The sequence below is a fragment of the Aeromonas sp. 84A genome (assembly GCF_051919345.1).
GTDB classification, from domain to species: domain Bacteria; phylum Pseudomonadota; class Gammaproteobacteria; order Enterobacterales; family Aeromonadaceae; genus Aeromonas; species Aeromonas veronii.
In genome coordinates, this window is record NZ_JBQBEW010000001.1 from 789,637 (window position 1) to 804,209 (window position 14,573).

Annotated in this window: 11 protein-coding genes; 6 read left to right on the forward strand and 5 right to left on the reverse strand. The window is 58.3% G+C overall.

Annotated features, from left to right (window positions below):
- Window positions 1-37 precede the first annotated feature (37 nt).
- The 5 genes from ACTG20_RS03810 to ACTG20_RS03830 all read right to left on the reverse strand — a co-directional run bounded on the left by ACTG20_RS03810 (window position 38) and on the right by ACTG20_RS03830 (window position 5,360).
- Window positions 38-1,279 carry a type II secretion system F family protein gene (locus ACTG20_RS03810; RefSeq protein WP_194495588.1) on the reverse strand — a complete coding sequence of 414 codons (1,242 nt, stop codon included), beginning with the start codon at window positions 1,277-1,279 and terminating at the stop codon, window positions 38-40.
- 238 nt (window positions 1,280-1,517) lie between these two features.
- Entirely contained in the window at window positions 1,518-3,224 is a 1,707-nt protein-coding gene (gene tapB, locus ACTG20_RS03815; RefSeq protein WP_013723413.1) for a PilB family type IVa pilus assembly ATPase TapB, read from the reverse strand.
- A 6-nt stretch (window positions 3,225-3,230) separates the two neighbouring features.
- Entirely contained in the window at window positions 3,231-3,683 is a 453-nt protein-coding gene (gene tapA / locus ACTG20_RS03820) for a type IVa pilus major pilin TapA (protein WP_194495698.1), read from the reverse strand.
- A gap of 327 nt (window positions 3,684-4,010) precedes the next feature.
- A complete protein-coding gene (gene nadC / locus ACTG20_RS03825; protein ID WP_013723414.1) occupies window positions 4,011-4,886 on the reverse strand; it encodes a carboxylating nicotinate-nucleotide diphosphorylase in 876 nt (291 codons plus the stop codon).
- A gap of 3 nt (window positions 4,887-4,889) precedes the next feature.
- Window positions 4,890-5,360, reverse strand: a complete 471-nt coding sequence (locus ACTG20_RS03830; protein WP_439987465.1) for a retropepsin-like aspartic protease family protein — start codon at window positions 5,358-5,360, stop codon at window positions 4,890-4,892.
- Window positions 5,361-5,490: 130 nt separating this feature from the next.
- Here ACTG20_RS03830 and ampD point away from each other — a divergent pair, with 130 nt between their 5' ends.
- The 6 genes from ampD to ACTG20_RS03860 all read left to right on the forward strand — a co-directional run bounded on the left by ampD (window position 5,491) and on the right by ACTG20_RS03860 (window position 14,520).
- On the forward strand, window positions 5,491-6,066 hold the full coding sequence (gene ampD, locus ACTG20_RS03835) for a 1,6-anhydro-N-acetylmuramyl-L-alanine amidase AmpD (RefSeq protein ID WP_439987466.1): 576 nt from the start codon (window positions 5,491-5,493) through the stop codon (window positions 6,064-6,066).
- A gap of 278 nt (window positions 6,067-6,344) precedes the next feature.
- A complete protein-coding gene (pdhR, locus tag ACTG20_RS03840) occupies window positions 6,345-7,109 on the forward strand; it encodes a pyruvate dehydrogenase complex transcriptional repressor PdhR (RefSeq protein ID WP_005336127.1) in 765 nt (254 codons plus the stop codon).
- Window positions 7,110-7,188: 79 nt separating this feature from the next.
- Window positions 7,189-9,849 carry a pyruvate dehydrogenase (acetyl-transferring), homodimeric type gene (gene aceE, locus ACTG20_RS03845; RefSeq protein ID WP_439987468.1) on the forward strand — a complete coding sequence of 887 codons (2,661 nt, stop codon included), beginning with the start codon at window positions 7,189-7,191 and terminating at the stop codon, window positions 9,847-9,849.
- Window positions 9,850-9,968: 119 nt separating this feature from the next.
- Window positions 9,969-11,858, forward strand: coding sequence for a pyruvate dehydrogenase complex dihydrolipoyllysine-residue acetyltransferase (gene aceF, locus ACTG20_RS03850; protein WP_439987469.1), 1,890 nt, complete (start codon window positions 9,969-9,971; stop codon window positions 11,856-11,858).
- A gap of 148 nt (window positions 11,859-12,006) precedes the next feature.
- Window positions 12,007-13,434, forward strand: coding sequence for a dihydrolipoyl dehydrogenase (gene lpdA, locus ACTG20_RS03855; protein WP_005336123.1), 1,428 nt, complete (start codon window positions 12,007-12,009; stop codon window positions 13,432-13,434).
- A gap of 123 nt (window positions 13,435-13,557) precedes the next feature.
- Window positions 13,558-14,520: a sensor domain-containing diguanylate cyclase gene (locus ACTG20_RS03860; protein ID WP_439987470.1), complete on the forward strand. Its 963-nt coding sequence runs from the start codon at window positions 13,558-13,560 to the stop codon at window positions 14,518-14,520.
- Window positions 14,521-14,573: the final 53 nt, after the last annotated feature.

Consider the following 14,573-nt stretch of genomic DNA (forward strand, 5'->3'; position numbering starts at 1 on the left):
AGGGGAGGGCATGGTTTTGGTGCCATGCCCTGATAAATCAGCCTACCACGTCGCCAAGCTTGAAGATGGGCAGGTACATGGCGATAACCATGCCGCCGACCAGCACCCCGAGCACCACCATGATGAGGGGTTCCAGCAGGCTGGTGAGGCCATCGACCAAGTCATCCACCTCCTGTTCGAAGATGGTGGCGACCTTGGAGAGCATATCATCGATGGCGCCGGACTCCTCACCGATCATCACCATCTGGATCACCATGTCGGGGAAGAGATCGACGGTGCGCATCGCCACGTTGATCTGCATGCCTGCCACCACCTCGTTGCGGATCGCCATGACGGCGGTGCGATAGACATAGTTGCCGGAGGCACCTGCTGCCGAAATCAGCGCATCCACCAGCGGGATACCGGCGGAGAAGGTGGTCGACAGGGTGCGTGCAAAGCGGGCCATCGCCGCCTTGTGCAGGATCATCCCGACCACCGGAATGGTGAGGACGAACTTGTCGGTATTGTCTTTCACCTTCTGGGAGGCCCGCCAGGCCCGCACGTAAAGGAATATGCCAAGGGCGGTGCCACCAAAGAAGACATACCACCAGTTCTGCATAAAGCGGGAGATGCCGATAACAAACTGGGTGAACACCGGCAGCTCGGCACCAAAGCTCTTGAAGATATCCTCGAACTGCGGAATGACGAACAGCAGCAGGATGGAGGTGACCACGATGGCGACCAGAATGACCATGGTGGGGTAGAACATCGCCTTCTTGATCTTCGACTTGAGCGCTTCCGACTTTTCCCGGTAAGTGGCAATACGGTCGTAGATGGTCTCCAGTGCACCGGATTGCTCACCGGCTTCCACCAGATCGCAATAGAGATCATCGAAATAGAGAGGATGGCGGCGCAGCGCCTCCGACATGGGGGTACCGGTCTCCACATCTGCGGCAATCTCCCCCATCAGTTCGCGCATCGAGGCTTTCTCGTGGCTGCGGGCGATGATCTGCAGACTCTGTACCAGTGGTACGCCGGCGGAGAGCATGGTGGTGATCTGGCGTGAGACGATGGCGATATCCATCGGCTTGATCTTGGCGCCGCCCTTGGAGAAGAGCCCCTGGGATTTCTTGGCTACCTTGGTGACGTTGACCCCCTGCTTGCGCAGTTCGGTCTTGACGGTGTTGATGCTGTCGGCCTGCAGCTCGCCGGAGACCTTCTGCCCCTTGCGGTTTACCCCGTGCCAGCGGAAGGCGAAGACTTTCTTGGGGGCATTGTTCTTTTTCGTTAGGGTTGCCATCTTTGCATCCTGCAATGGGGTTGGTTGTCAGAGTCGGACTCTGCGCGTCACCAACCTGGTCAAGGTGCCCACTGGCTTGATGCCTGCGGGGTACTGATAGGGTGGGCGGTGCCTTCTTGGCGCCATACCGGTTATTTGAATATCTGATTACTCTGTTGTTCGGGCTGTCATCAATTCCGTGTTCGTGAACGACGAATTCGCTCTGCCAACCAAACCTGCGGGTCGTTCCGCACGTGGATCAGTTGGTGGTGACCCGGTTGACCTCGGCCAGACTGGTGACTCCGAGCCGGGCCTTCTCCAGCCCCGAGGTGCGCAGGGTACGCATCCCCTCTTTTTGGGCGATAGCGGCGATTTGCAGGGAGTTGGCCCCTTGCATGATCAATTTGGCGATGTTCTCCGACATCAGCATGATTTCGTAGATGCCGACCCGTCCCTTGTAGCCGCCGGAACACTCCTTGCAGCCGACCGGTTTGAACAGTCGCAGCCCCGCCGCCAACTGCTGCGGCGTAAAGCCCAGCTCCAGCAGTTCTGCTTCCGGCACCACTTCCGGCGCCTTGCAGTGATCGCACAGTTTACGGGCCAGCCGCTGGGCCATGATCAGGGTTACCGAGGAGGCGATGTTGAAAGCAGGCACCCCCATGTTCATCATCCGGGTCAGGGTCTCGGCGGCGGAGTTGGTGTGCAGGGTGGAGAGCACCAGATGGCCGGTCTGCGCCGCCTTGATGGCGATCTCGGCGGTTTCTAGATCCCGTATTTCACCCACCATCACCACATCCGGGTCTTGCCGCAAGAAGGAGCGCAGGGCGCTGGCGAAGGTTAGCCCCGCCTTGGGATTGACCTGCACCTGATTGACGCCGGGCAGGTTGATCTCTACCGGATCTTCGGCGGTTGAGATGTTCACCTCGGTGGTATTGAGAATATTGAGGCCGGTATAGAGCGAGACGGTTTTACCCGAGCCGGTGGGGCCGGTCACCAAGATCATCCCCTGCGGCTTGGAGAGGGCGCGCAGGTATTGTGCCTTCTGCCGGTCGTCAAAGCCGAGTTGTTCGATATTGAGGCGTGCGGCCGAGGAGTCGAGCAGACGGATCACGATCTTCTCCCCCCACATGGTGGGCAGGGTGTTGACCCGCATATCCATCGACTTGTTGCGCGACAACTTCAACTTGATGCGGCCATCCTGCGGCAACCGCCGCTCGGCAATATCGAGTCGCGCCATCACCTTGAGGCGAGCGGAGAAGCGGTTGGAGAGGTTGACCGGCGGTGTGGCAATTTCATGCAGAATGCCATCGATGCGAAAGCGAACCCGATACTTGAACTCATAGGGCTCGAAGTGCAGGTCGGAGGCACCGCGCTTGATGGCATCCATCAGGATCTTGTTGATGTACTTGACGATGGGAGCATCGTCATCGGCGGTATTGACGCTTTCGTCCAGCCGGCTGTTCTCGTCGGAGACCTCGAGATCCGAAATCTCGGACTCGTCTATATCCTCCATGCCGAGGGCGTCATTTTCGCTCTCCAGCAGCTTGCCGATGGCGGCGGTGAGCTTGTTCTCCTCCACCAGCAGGGCTTCAGTATGAAGACCGAAGCTGAAGCCAAAGTCCTCCAACGCCGAGACATTGGTCGGATCCGACATGGCGATATAGAGGGTGTGGCCCTGGGTGTAGATGGGCAGGACGTGGTGTTTCTCAATCAGCTTCTGATTGAGGTATTTCTGCGGGATCTCGGCCAAATCAAAGGCGGCAAGATCCAGCAGAGGTACCCCATACTCCAGCTCGCAAAAATCGGCGAGCGCCTTGCTGTCGAGGATGTCGTTCTCTATCAGAAATGTCACAAAGGGTTTGCGCTGGGCCTTGGCCTGGCTCAGATAGCGCTGGGAGTCCTCTTCACTGATCAGTGAAGAGGCGGCCAGGCTTAACGCCAGGCCGCTATTAGGGCTAGAGGTCATTAGTTATTAGCAGATGCCAGCAGCTACACATGTACCAACAGAGCCACTAGGGTTGGCTGCCCAGTTTACTTTACCGGACGTTACTGTCGGAACCAAAATGTAAGTCTCGCCCTTCAGCCCATTAACAGGTGTTGTGGCGTTACCTACAGCGGTTGCGGTTATTGCATTAGTCGTATCATTAACGCTAATGCTTGCAACATTTCCGTTGGCTGTTGTTACGTTAGCAGGAACCCCATTTGTTCCCGCATCACAGCTACTCAATGCTCCATTTGCTGCACCGGTTGTTTGGGCACAGATCTCAATTGCTGTTTTGTAAGCTCCGGTAGCAGATACCACTTCGGTAAAACGAGCTTTGGTTGTGTAGGTCTGATACGCCGGCAGCGCTACCGCTGCCAGAATGGCCACGATCGCGACCACGATCATCAGTTCAATAAGGGTAAAACCCGATTGTTTCTTCATTTCGCTCTTCATGGAAAATGTCCTTTTATCCTTGGTTCCTGGGAAGTGTCGGTAGAAAACCATCCGAACGTCAGTGTCTTATCCGAGCTGTCAGGGGTGGCAACAGAGATTGCTTCCTTTGTTAACCACTTTCATGTCATTTACCAAAAACTTGATGCGAGTCATAAAATAAGTGGCTTCTTATGACTCTTTGTTACGGGTGAAAGCGGGTCCGTCATTACACTCCTTTGCTGAGGGATCCTGCATAAAGAAAAGGCGCCCATGGCGCCTTTTGCAAGTTGTTTATCCGGTTAGGTCGAGTATTTGCTCAGGCCTGCGGGGTGAATCTCACTGCTGGATAAAGCGCATGGAGAGATCGAGCGCCCGTACATGCTTGGTCAGCGCCCCGACAGAGATAAAATCGACACCGGTGGCGGCAAACTCGGCCAAGGTGTCCAGCGTCACATTACCGGAGACTTCGAGCTTGGCGCGGCCCTGATTGATGGCGACGGCTTCGCGCATCATGGTCACGTCGAAGTTGTCGAGCATCACGATATCCGCCTTTGCCGCCAGCGCCTGCTCCAGTTCTGCCAGTGATTCCACTTCTACCTCTACCGGTTTGCCCGGATTGAGATGACGAGCCTCATTAATCGCCTCGGCAATACCGCCACAGGCGAGGATGTGGTTCTCCTTGATGAGATAGGCGTCGTAGAGGCCGATGCGGTGATTCTTGCCGCCGCCACAGGTGACCGCGTACTTCTGGGCGGTGCGAAGCCCCGGTATGGTCTTGCGGGTGTCGAGCAGGCGGCAGTCAGTGCCCTCCAGCTCTGCCACATAGCGGGCGGTGAGGGTAGCAACGCCGGAGAGGGTCTGGACAAAATTGAGGGCATTGCGCTCGCCGGTCAGCAGCAGGCGGGCGGGGCCATGGAGGCGGAACAGCTCCTGATTGGGGGAGAGCACTTCCCCATCCTGCACCAGCCACTCCACCTTCACTTCGCCACCGAGCTGGGCCTTCAGTTGCAGGAAGACTTCATCCACCCAGGGTTGGCCGCAGAACACACCGGCCTCACGGGTGATGACCCGGGCGCTGGCCATCCGATCCGCCGGGATCAGCTGGGCGGTGATATCGGCGCTGGCGTCCGGTTGGTCCAGCGTGGTGAGGGCATCGCCCAGATCTTCGAGTAGTGCGGCGCGCACGGCGCGGCTGACATCCTGTTGAAACATGCCTTATTCCTGCAAGGGTCTGAGCAGCAGTTGCCGCTCCTTTTGAACCAGCTCCAGCCGACCGAGGGCGTTCATGCCAACCAGCACTTCGTCACCGTCTGCCGCCGGATTGATAAAGATGGCCAGATCGTACAAGGTCAATGGCCCCATCGCCAGCGTTTCGATGGTGCCGTTGCCGACCCGGATCTGCCCCGCGGCGGTATTGACCTGGCTGCTGCCATGAGCGGTCAGGCCGAGCCGCTCGGCAACCTGCTGCGGGATGGTGATACGGGTGGCGCCGGTATCGAGCAGCAGTTGCACCGGCTGGCCGTTGATGGCACCCTCCAGACGATAGTGGCCGCTCTGGTCGGCTCGCAGCAACAGCTCGCCGCTGGCGGTGACGCTCGGTTGGTTGCGGGAGTGAAAATAGAGGGTCAGCATGCCCATCAAAGAGAGCCAGGTCAGTAACCACATCCAGCGTGCCGTGTGCTGCATACCCTATCCATGTCGAGCGGAAGATGACTCAGCCTAACATACCATTTCCCGTTGATTCAGTGAGTTGGTGCCGGGTTGCCTATCAGGTATCTTCGTTTTTTTGCCATTTATCAGCCAATTCGAGTAGCCGATGACTCAACTCCCTTCGCAACCTTGTTTCTCTATCGATGCCGCTGGCTGGTGCCAGCAGGCGCGCCGGGTGCCTTCTCCCCATCACAACGAACGGGCCGCGCCGGATGATATCTCCCTGCTGGTGGTGCATGGCATCAGCCTGCCGCCGGGGGAGTTTGGCGGTCCCTTTATCGACGATCTCTTTATGGGACGACTCGACCCCGAGGCTCACCCCTATTTTGCCGGTATCCATCAGTTGCGGGTCTCGGCCCACTGCCTGATCCGCCGTGATGGCGAGCTGGTGCAGTATGTGCCGTTTGGCGCGCGCGCCTGGCATGCGGGAGTATCGAGCTGGCAGGGGAAGGAGGCATGCAATGACTTCTCCATCGGCATCGAGCTGGAAGGGACTGACGAAATCCCCTACACCGAGGCTCAATACCGGGCATTGGCAGGGCTCACTCGAGCTATCTCGGAGCGCTATCCGGCCATCACCCACGAAAAAATTGTCGGCCATTGCGATATCGCGCCAGGGCGCAAGACGGATCCCGGAGCCAGTTTCCAGTGGGATTACTACCGGCAACTACTAAACAGCTAAAGTAAATATTCAAATTTAGTTTGGATTTTAAAATCAATGGCTTGCCTATCTGGCAGGCCATTTTTGTCTCTGGTTGCGCAAATGTTATTTGTGAGCGAAGTCAAGAATATTGGTCAGACCATTTTCTATGAGCTAAATCATGTTTCCCCTGCTTTACCTCTTAAGTGGTGGGGCTGATTCTTGACTCAGATCATCTTTTGAGTGGACTTTTCAAAAGGCCTCTGCTAATTTTCGCCCCATCCATAAAATTGGTAATACCAATTTAACAAAGTAGCCTCATGCCCTATCGCAAGATTACGCAACCCAAGTTGGCCGACTCCATTGTCGCCGAGCTGGAACAGATGATTCTGGAAGGCAGCCTGCAGCCGGGACAGAAATTGCCTCCCGAGCGGGAACTCGCCATCCAGTTTCAGGTATCGCGCCCCTCCTTGCGCGAAGCCATCCAGCGACTGGAAGCGCGTGGATTGCTTTATCGCCGTCAGGGCGGCGGCACTTATGTGCAGAATGCCCTGAGCAAGGGGATCGCCGATCCTCTGTTCGAACTGCTCAGTACCCACCCGGAAGCCCAGTATGACCTGCTGGAGTTTCGCCACGCGCTGGAAGGCATCTGTGCCTACTACGCGGCCTTGCGGGGAACCGGGTCTGATTTCGAGCGCATTCGTCAGGTGCAAACCACCATCGAAGAGGCGGGCCAACTCGGTTCGCTGGTGGCCGAGTCGGCAGCCGTCACCCAGTTCTATCTGGCGGTGGCCGAGGCGTCCCACAACGTGGTGCTGCTGCACCTGCTGCGGGCCATGAGCCCGATGCTCGAACAGAACATTCTGCAGAATAACGAGATTTTGAATCGCCGCCCGGGAGTGGTAGCCAAGATACGTCGCCATCGCGCGAATCTGATCGAGGCTATTCTTTCGGGGGCTCCGGAGCGGGCCAGAACAGCTTGTCATGAGCATCTGGCCTTTATCGAGGACACCTTGTTGGATATGCAGAGGGAAGACAGCCGGATCCAGCGATCCATGCGTCGGATCCGTCAGCAGGAAAACTAATCCCACAAGGCTTTATTGTCGAATGCTTGCGCCCTTCGCCGTGCAATGCCGTGCAATCACAACAACATAGGAACCAGCCATGTCTGATATCCTGAAGAACGATGTGGACCCGATAGAAACGCTGGAGTGGCTTGCCTCTCTGGAATCCCTGCTGCGTGAAGAGGGTCCGCAACGCGCTCAGTTCATCCTTGAACAGTTGGCCGAGAAAGCCCGCGTAAGCGGTGTGGACGTGGCTGCCAAGGCAAATCGCGATTACATCAACACCATCCCGTCCAGCGACGAGCCGGACTACCCGGGTGACCTGGAGATGGAACGCCGCATTCGCGCCATCATCCGCTGGAACGCCATGATGATCGTGCTGCGCGCGTCCAAGAAAGACCTGGACCTGGGTGGTCACATGTCTTCCTTCGCTTCTTCTGCGACCATCTATGATGTCTGCTTCAACCACTTCTTCCGTGCTCGCAACGAGAAGGATGGTGGCGATCTGGTTTACTTCCAGGGTCACATCTCCCCGGGCATCTATGCTCGCGCCTTTGCTGAGGGTCGTCTGACCGAAGAGCAGCTGGACAACTTCCGTCAGGAAGTGGACGGCAAGGGTCTGCCTTCCTATCCGCACCCGAAACTGATGCCGGACTTCTGGCAGTTCCCGACCGTCTCCATGGGTCTGGGCCCCATCGCCGCCATCTATCAGGCTCGCTTCCTGAAGTACCTGACCGACCGTGGCATCAAGGATTGCTCCGAGCAGACCGTTTACGCCTTCCTGGGTGACGGCGAGATGGATGAGCCGGAAGCCAAGGGTGCCCTGACCGTTGCCGTGCGTGAAAAGCTCGACAACCTGGTGTTCGTGGTCAACTGCAACCTGCAGCGTCTGGATGGCCCGGTTGTCGGTAACGGCAAGGTCATCAATGAGCTGGAAGGCCTGTTCGCTGGCGCCGGTTGGGATGTCACCAAGGTTATCTGGGGTCGCAAGTGGGATGAGCTGCTGAAGAAAGACACTTCCGGCAAGCTGATCCAGCTGATGAACGAGACTGTGGACGGTGACTACCAGACCATGAAGTCCCGCGACGGTGGCTACATCCGCGAGCACTTCTTCAACCGTTATCCGGAAACTGCCGCGCTGGTCAAAGATATGACCGACGAGGAGATCTTCGCCCTGAACCGCGGTGGTCACGATCCTCGCAAACTGTTCGCTGCATTCAACAAGGCGACCCAGACCAAGGGCAAGCCGACCGTTATTCTGGCCAAGACCATCAAGGGTTACGGCATGGGTGAAGCGGCTGAAGGCAAGAACATCGCTCACCAGGTCAAGAAGATGGAGCTGGACTCTGTGCGTCACCTGCGTGACCGCTTCAACCTGCCGGTGGCCGACGAGCAGCTGGCCGATCTGCCTTACCTGAAGATCGAAGCCGGTTCTGCCGAGCACAAATACCTGCACGACCGTCGCACTGCCCTGAAAGGCTATGTGCCGACCCGTCTGCGCGAAAGCACCACCAAGCTGGAAATCCCGGCACTGGATGCCTTCGGCCCGCTGCTGGGTGAGCAGGCGCGCGAAATTTCCACCACCATGGCGTTCGTGCGTTCCCTGAACGTGATGCTGAAAGACAAGTCCATCGGCAAGCGCATCGTGCCGATCCTGGCTGACGAAGCCCGTACCTTCGGTATGGAAGGTCTGTTCCGCCAGATCGGTATCTACAGCCCGCACGGTCAGCAGTACACCCCGCAAGACCGCGACATCGTCTCCTACTACAAGGAAGACAAGCAGGGTCAGGTTCTGCAAGACGGTATCAACGAGCTGGGCGCCATGTCCTCCTGGCTGGCTGCTGCGACCTCTTACAGCACCAACGACTGCCCGATGATCCCGTTCTACATCTACTACTCCATGTTCGGCTTCCAGCGGATCGGCGACATGGCGTGGGCAGCCGGTGACCAGCAAGCCCGTGGCTTCCTGCTGGGTGCGACCTCCGGTCGTACTACCCTGAACGGCGAAGGTCTGCAGCACGAAGATGGTCACAGCCACATCCTGGCGAACACCATCCCGAACTGCATCTCCTACGACCCGTCCTACGCCTATGAAGTGGCGGTGATCGTACAGGACGGCCTGCGCCGCATGTACGGTGAGAACCCGGAGAACGTGTTCTACTACATCACCACCCTGAACGAGAACTACGCCATGCCGGCCATGCCGGAAGGTGCTGAGGAAGGCATCCGCAAGGGTATCTACAAGCTGGAATCCGTCGCCGGCGCCAAGGCGAAAGTTCAGCTGCTGGGTTGTGGTTCCATCCTGGGTCACGTGCGCAAGGCTGCCCAGATCCTGGCCAGCGAGTACGGCATCGGTTCCGATGTATTCAGCGTCACCTCCTTCAACGAGCTGGCTCGTGACGGTCAGGACGCGGATCGCTGGAATATGCTGCACCCGACTAGCGATGCTCGCGTACCGTACATCGCTCAGGTACTGGGTTCCGAAGCCACCATCGCTGCGACTGACTACATGAAGTCCTTCGCCGATCAGGTTCGCGCCTTCGTTCCGACCGAGAACTACCGCGTGCTGGGTACCGACGGTTACGGCCGTTCCGACAGCCGTGCCAACCTGCGTCGTCACTTCGAAGTGAACGAGTTCTACGTGGTGGTTGCTGCTCTGACCGAACTGGCCAAGCGCGGCGAGGTAGACAAGCAGGTTGTGGCCGACGCCATCGCCAAGTACGGCATCGATGCCGACAAGGTCAACCCGCTGTACGCGTAAGTGGATCAAGGGTCGCGCCGTCATACGGCGCGACCCTGCCAGGATTTAAAACGGTTAACGCGAGATGTGCGTGGCGGCATCAGCCAGCCACGCGGATCGACGCAAGAGGATAAAGCACAATGTCCAAACAGATTATGGTGCCGGATATCGGCGCCGATGAAGTTGAAGTCACCGAGATCATGGTGGCCGTGGGTGACAAGGTCGAGCTGGACCAGTCCATCATCGCGGTAGAAGGCGACAAGGCCTCCATGGAAGTACCGGCCCCGTCCGCCGGTATCGTTAAAGAGATCCTGATCAAGGTAGGCGACAAGGTTGCCACCGGTTCCCAGATCATGATCTTCGAAGCCGAAGGCGCTGCCGCCCCTGCTGAAGTGGCTGCACCGGTTGCTGCTGCTCCGGCCGCCGCACCTGCCGCTGCCGTGCGCAAAGATGTGCACGTACCGGACATCGGTGACGACGAAGTGGACGTGACTGAAATCATGGTTGCCGTGGGCGACATGGTTGAAGCTGACCAGTCCATCATTGCCGTGGAAGGTGACAAGGCCTCCATGGAAGTACCTGCACCGTTCGCAGGCCGCGTGGTCGAGATCAAGGTTGCCGCTGGCGCCAAGGTTTCTACCGGTTCTCTGGTGATGGTATTTGAAGTGGCTGGCGCTGCGCCTGCTGCCGTTGCTGCACCGGCTCAAGCTGCCGCGCCCGTGGCTGCAACCCCGGTTGCCGCTGCGGCCAAAGAGGTCAACGTACCGGATATCGGTGGCGACGAAGTGGAAGTCACCGAGATCATGGTTGCTGTGGGTGACAAGGTTGAAGCCGACCAGTCCCTGATCGCCGTGGAAGGTGACAAGGCCTCCATGGAAGTGCCTGCGCCGTTCGCCGGTGTGGTCAAAGAGATCAAGGTGAAGGCAGGTGACAAGGTCTCCACCGGTTCCCTGATCATGGTATTCGAAGTGGCTGGCGCTGCCCCTGCTGCCGCGCCGGTTGCTGAAGCTACCGCTCCGGTCGCTGCAGCCCCTGTTGCCGCTGCTCCGGCTCCGGTTGCCCAGGCTGCTGCCGCTGCGACCGATTTCGTTGCCAACGACGCTTACGTGCACGCCTCTCCGGCGGTACGCCGTCTGGCGCGCGAGTTTGGCGTCAACCTGGCCAAGGTGAAAGCCTCCGGTCGCAAGGGCCGCATCGTCAAAGAAGACGTGCAAGCCTACGTGAAGGATGCCATCAAGCGTGCCGAGTCCGCTCCTGCCTCTGCCGGCGTAGCCGGTGGCAACGGTCTGGGCGTCCTGCCGTGGCCGAAAGTAGACTTCAGCAAGTTTGGTGATGTGGAAGAGGTCGAGCTGACCCGCATCCAGAAGATCTCCGGTCCGAACCTGCACCGCAACTGGGTCATGATCCCTCATGTTACCCAGTTCGACGAAGCCGATACCACCGAGCTGGAAGCGTTCCGCAAAGAGCAGAACGCGATGCTCGAGAAGCAGAAGGCAGACGTTAAGATCACCCCTCTGGTGTTCATCCTGAAAGCCGCCGCCAAGGCGCTGGAAGCTCACCCACGCTTCTGCAGCTCCCTGTCCGAAGATGGCAGCAAGCTGATCATGAAGAAGTACATCCACATCGGTGTGGCGGTAGATACCCCCAACGGTCTGGTTGTGCCCGTGGTGCGCGATGTTAACAAGAAGGGCATCATGGAGCTGTCTCGCGATCTGGCCGAGATCTCCAAGAAGGCCCGTGCCGGCAAGCTGACCGCTGCCGACATGCAGGGTGGTTGCTTCACTATCTCCAGCCTGGGTGGCATCGGCGGTACCAGCTTTACCCCGATCGTCAACGCGCCGGAAGTGGCCATCCTCGGTGTCTCCAAGTCCGAGATGAAGCCGAAGTGGAACGGTAAAGAGTTCGCGCCGCGCCTGATGCTGCCGCTGGCTCTGAGCTACGACCACCGCGTGATCGATGGTGCCGATGGGGCTCGCTTCATCACCACCATGAACGGCGTGCTGTCCGACATTCGTCGACTGGTCCTGTAAGTGAGAGGGCGGGCCCAGAGCCTGCCCTTTTTACTTCTCATTTCATTAACATGATCGTAAACTTGCCCCGTTTTTTTCACGGCTGCAGCCACCCGTTTCGGTATAAGACTGCGCTGTCCGGGGATATAAGAACGACAAAGAGGTCATGATGAGTAAAGAAATCAAAACCCAGGTCGTAGTACTGGGTGCTGGCCCTGCCGGTTATTCCGCTGCTTTCCGTGCAGCCGATCTGGGTCTGGATACTATTATCGTCGAGCGTTACTCCACCCTGGGTGGCGTCTGCCTGAACGTGGGCTGCATCCCCTCCAAGGCGCTGCTGCACGTTGCCAAAGTGATTGAAGAAGCCAAGGCGCTGGCCGAGCACGGCATCGTCTTCGGTGCCCCGCAGACCGACATCGACAAGATCCGTCTGTGGAAAGAGAAGGTTATCAACCAGTTGACCGGCGGTCTGGCTGGCATGGCCAAGATGCGTAAAGTTCAGGTTGTTAACGGCTTGGGTAAATTTACCGGCCCGAACACCCTTGAAGTGGAAGGTGCAGACGGCAAGACTACCGTGACCTTCGACAACGCCATCATCGCGGCCGGTTCCCGTCCGGTGAAACTGCCGTTCATCCCCCACGATGACCCGCGCGTATGGGACTCTACCGATGCGCTGGAGCTGAAAACCGTTCCCGGCAAACTGCTGGTTATCGGTGGCGGCATCATCGGTCTGGAGATGGGTACCGTTTACTCCTCTCTGGGTTCCGAGATCGACGTGGTGGAATTTGCCGACCAGCTGGTTCCGGCTGCCGACAAAGACATCGTCAAGATCTACACCAAGCGCGTCGCCAAGAAATTCAATATCATGCTGGAGACCAAGGTCACCGCAGTTGAAGCTCGCGAAGACGGTCTGTACGTCTCCTATGAAGGCAAGCACGCCCCGGCCGAGCCGGTTCGTTACGACAACGTGCTGGTTGCAGTAGGTCGTGTGCCGAACGGCAAGATGCTGGATGCCGAGAAGGCAGGCGTTGCCGTGACCGAGCGCGGTTTCATCGAGGTGGACAAGCAGCTGCGTACCAACGTGGCGCACATCCACGCCATCGGCGACATCGTGGGTCAGCCGATGCTGGCGCACAAAGGTGTTCACGAAGGTCACGTTGCCGCCGAAGTGATCGCCGGCAAGAAGCACTACTTCGACCCGAAAGTGATCCCGTCCATCGCCTATACCGAGCCAGAGATGGCATGGGTTGGTCTGACCGAGAAGGAAGCCAAGCAACAGGGCCTGAACTTCGAAGTCGCCACCTTCCCGTGGGCTGCTTCCGGTCGCGCCATTGCCTCCGACTGCTCCGACGGTATGACCAAGCTGATCTTCGACAAGGAGAGCGGCCGCGTCATCGGTGGTGCCATCGTGGGTACCAACGGTGGTGAACTGTTGGGTGAAATCGGTCTGGCCATCGAAATGGGTGCGGACGCCGAAGATATCGCGCTGACCATCCACGCTCACCCGACTCTGCACGAGTCCGTGGGTCTGGCTGCCGAAGTGTTCGAAGGCTCCATCACCGACCTGCCGAACGCCAAGGCCAAGAAGAAAAAGTAATCTTCTGCCATCTTCATGAAAAAGCCGCTCATTTGAGCGGCTTTTTGTTTTCTCCTTGCTGCCCCGACTTCGACAAAGCCCAATATGCTAAAGATAGGTTTTGGCACTGATGAGAGAGGCACGATGCTAGAAGCACCCATTCCACCCGATGAGGCATTGCGGTTGGAGACCCTGCGGCGGCTATCTTTGCTGGATTCCGAGGCCGAGGAGCGGTTTGACCGGCTGACCCGCATGGCCCGACGGGTATTCAATGTCCCCATCGCGCTGGTGAGTCTGGTGGATGAAGATCGCCAGTGGTTCAAATCCTGTATCGGACTGGAGGTCCGTGAGACTGCCCGGGACATTTCGTTCTGTGGCCACGCCATCATGGGTAATGAGACCTTCATCGTGCCGGATGCTTCGCAGGATCCCCGCTTTGCCGACAATTCGCTGGTGGTGGGTGGGCCTGGCATCCGCTTCTATGCCGGACAGCCACTGCGGATCGCCAACGGCTGCAAACTGGGGACGCTCTGCATCATCGATACGGTGCCGCGGGAATTGAGCGATGAGGATGTGGGGCTGCTCAAGGATCTGGCGGCGATGGTGGTGCGGGAGCTCGAAGCAGTGCAGCTGGCCACCATTGATGAGTTGACCCTGATCTCCAATCGGCGCGGGTTCGTGATGCTGGCGGAGAAGAGCCTCTCGCTGGCCAGTCGCTTGCAGATGCCGCTGGCGCTGCTCTATCTGGATCTCAATGGCTTCAAGGGGATCAATGATCGGTGGGGGCATGCAGAAGGGGATCGGGCCCTGATCGCCTTTGCCACTCTGCTAAAGCAGGCTTTTCGTGGCGCCGACGTGTTTGCCCGCATGGGCGGCGATGAGTTTGCCGTCCTGTTGCCCAATGTGATGGAGGCGCAGGCGCAACTGGCCTATGAGCGTTTCAATGCCATGTTGGCCGAGCACAATCAGCACAGTGGTTGCGGTTATGCGCTGACCTGTAGCACCGGGATTGTCTGTTATGACGGGCGCGGTTGTGCCTCTCTGGCCGAGCTGCTCACCCGCGCGGATGAGCTGATGTATCAGCGCAAACGTGATGGCAAGGGCTGACTGCTATGCCGGATTAGCCGCCACCAAAACAACAGAGAGCGCCACGGCGCTCT

Excerpts from the sequence above, each read along its gene's own strand:
- ampD (WP_439987466.1), top strand. The coding sequence starts at position 5,491 with ATGACTCAACTCCCTTCGCAACCTTGTTTCTCTATCGATGCCGCTGGC.
- aceE (WP_439987468.1), top strand. The coding sequence starts at position 7,189 with ATGTCTGATATCCTGAAGAACGATGTGGACCCGATAGAAACGCTGGAG.
- aceF (WP_439987469.1), top strand. The coding sequence starts at position 9,969 with ATGTCCAAACAGATTATGGTGCCGGATATCGGCGCCGATGAAGTTGAA.
- ACTG20_RS03810 (WP_194495588.1), bottom strand. The coding sequence starts at position 1,279 with ATGGCAACCCTAACGAAAAAGAACAATGCCCCCAAGAAAGTCTTCGCC.
- nadC (WP_013723414.1), bottom strand. The coding sequence starts at position 4,886 with ATGTTTCAACAGGATGTCAGCCGCGCCGTGCGCGCCGCACTACTCGAA.
- tapA (WP_194495698.1), bottom strand. The coding sequence starts at position 3,683 with ATGAAGAAACAATCGGGTTTTACCCTTATTGAACTGATGATCGTGGTC.
- pdhR (WP_005336127.1), top strand. The coding sequence starts at position 6,345 with ATGCCCTATCGCAAGATTACGCAACCCAAGTTGGCCGACTCCATTGTC.
- ACTG20_RS03830 (WP_439987465.1), bottom strand. The coding sequence starts at position 5,360 with ATGCAGCACACGGCACGCTGGATGTGGTTACTGACCTGGCTCTCTTTG.
- tapB (WP_013723413.1), bottom strand. The coding sequence starts at position 3,224 with ATGACCTCTAGCCCTAATAGCGGCCTGGCGTTAAGCCTGGCCGCCTCT.
- lpdA (WP_005336123.1), top strand. The coding sequence starts at position 12,007 with ATGAGTAAAGAAATCAAAACCCAGGTCGTAGTACTGGGTGCTGGCCCT.
- ACTG20_RS03860 (WP_439987470.1), top strand. The coding sequence starts at position 13,558 with ATGCTAGAAGCACCCATTCCACCCGATGAGGCATTGCGGTTGGAGACC.